Here is a 2,216-nt window from a genome sequence, read left to right on the forward strand (position 1 = left end):
CCCGAAGGAGGTGGGGAAAAGCACCTGCGCTCCGTCCAGCTTAACCATGCTCTCCATGGTTTTTTGGACCTCGATGGTCTCCGGCACTTTTTCTTCATCGAAGGCCTTCACCCAGTCGAGCTTGGCGACCGCCGATTTGCCCTCGAAGTGCGCCTGATTGTACCCATAATCGTCGCGTGGGCCCACAAACACGAAACCCATCTTGACTTTGTTCGATGCGCCCCAGGCTTGACCGATCCATTGCACGTTGCCCAACATGCCCAACGCCCCTGCAGCCGCAGTCCCCTTCAGTACTTGGCGTCTCGTCAGTTTGCGTGATTCGGACATATGTCCTCCCTCAGAATGAGATGTATATGGCGGCACACATTACTTCACGATGAACGTTCCCGTTTCGCCGGCCAGGGCGCGACCGATATTCTCGGGGTTGGTGATCAATCCGGTCTGCCCACCTCCTTCTAGGAATTCGATCACCGCCTGAATTTTCGGTCCCATGCTCCCCTTGTCGAATTGATTGTCCGCATAGTGCTTCTTCGCTTCCGCGACCGTCATACGATCCAGCCATTGCCGAGTAGGTTTGTTAAAGTTGATCGCCACTTTTTCGATGCCAGTGGATACCATTAATAAGGATGCGCCGATGCCACGAGCCAACAGACTCGACGCCAAGTCCTTGTCGATGACGGCTTCCACGCCATTCAGATTCCCTTGTTCATCCTCCATGACGGGGATGCCACCGCCTCCACAGGCAATGACCACGAATCCTGCTTGAGCCAAGGACTTGATTGCGGCAAGTTCAAGGATGGTCTTCGGAATCGGAGAAGGGACCACCCGCCTCCATCCTCGACCGGCGTCTTCCTTGACGATCCAGCCCTGCCGCCGAGCGAGCCGCTTTGCCGTCTCATCGTCCATATGGGATCCGATGGGTTTGGAGGGATCGGCAAAGGCCGGATCATCACGATCCACCAAGGTCTGGGTGACGAGGGCGACGGCTTTCCGATCGATCCTCTGCTTGCGGAATTCGTTGTACAAGGCTTTCAGAAACATGTACCCGATGCCGCCCTGCAGGTCCGCATCGGCATAGTCCATCGGCACGGGAGGGACTTCCTCCAGGGCCAGCTCGGAACGGCGCATGATGAACCCGACTTGTGGGCCGGTTCCGTGGGTGATCACGACATTCCACCCGGCGGCGATCATTTCCGCGATGTGATGTGTCGTCATGGCGGCCTCCCGGCTTTGATCGGGAATCGATTCATGTTGCTTGTCACGGATCAAGGCGTTCCCACCGACCGCCACGACGGCAAGTTTGTTCGTAGGGCTCATCGGTCTCGTCCTCCCGTTCACGGGCTGCCGCCTAATGAGTGCGCGAGCGCGGACACCGCCTGCGTAAAACAGGCCAAAGGAGCGCGCGTAATGCCGGCGCCGATCTGGCCTATTCCGGCATCCCGATGGGCAATACCTGTATTGATGATCGGTTGAATGCCGGTGTCGACGACTTTCCGGATATCAATGCCGGCCGGCGATCCGGCAAAGTTCAGCGCCGGCAACGTGAAGGCGTTGTTGCGACCGACGGTGATATGCGCCATGGCGCCGGTGTTGTCGATGGCGTCCTGCGGCGTACCGCCGACGAACTTGACGATGGCCGGAGACGCAGCCATGGCGAAACCGCCCACACCCGCGGTTTCGGTGATGGCGCTATCTCCCAGATCGGGCGCTGCGTCGGTCGTGGTGTAGCCGGGGAAGAAGAGTCCGTGAACGATCGGAGCCGGGGCCGTAAACCATTGATTACCGGTGCCGCTGACACGAATGCCGAACTCGACTCCATTACGGGCCATGGCGGTGACCATGCTGCTGCTCGGAACGCCATGAGCCGCGATGAGCATCGCTTTGCAAGCCGCCATGGACAGATTTAAAAAGAAGTGATCGTTGCCGGCGATGAAATCCACGACCGCCGCGACATCAGCGGACGGAGCGCGTGTCTTCAACAACGCTGGAATGAGGCGTTTCAGAAACAGCCCGGAGGCGGCGGCGTTACGATTATGCACTTCGTCGCCCATGTGGAGGGCCTGCGCCATCATGGGCTTGAGCTCTACTCCGCCTAGGATCTCGACGCCGGCTCGTAAAGTTGGCGCGAGTATCTGTCCCATCCATTTGAGGCGGGTGATCACGTCCGGACCATTGGCGCCGAACCTGAGCGCCTTGCCGAGGCCTTCGTTGAAGTT

At 58.9% G+C, this 2,216-nt stretch carries 3 protein-coding genes; all 3 read right to left on the bottom strand.

Translation table 11 applies throughout. The features are described 5' to 3' along the window. Window positions 1-327 (bottom strand): substrate-binding domain-containing protein (locus ACOSYY_RS09285; RefSeq protein WP_421661987.1); only part of this gene is annotated, 327 nt, incomplete at its 3' end. Window positions 328-366: 39 nt separating this feature from the next. Beyond that, window positions 367-1,317 carry a carbamate kinase gene (locus ACOSYY_RS09290; RefSeq protein WP_421661988.1) on the bottom strand — a complete coding sequence of 317 codons (951 nt, stop codon included), beginning with the start codon at window positions 1,315-1,317 and terminating at the stop codon, window positions 367-369. Between the two features lie 17 nt (window positions 1,318-1,334). Next, on the bottom strand, window positions 1,335-2,216 hold an 882-nt coding region (locus tag ACOSYY_RS09295; protein ID WP_421661989.1), incomplete at its 5' end, for a YlbE family protein.

It is taken from the genome of Nitrospira sp. BLG_2 (assembly GCF_049222245.1).

What these genes read in the sequence shown, in the direction of transcription:
- ACOSYY_RS09290 (WP_421661988.1), bottom strand. Translation starts at nt 1,317, where the DNA reads ATGAGCCCTACGAACAAACTTGCCGTCGTGGCGGTCGGTGGGAACGCC.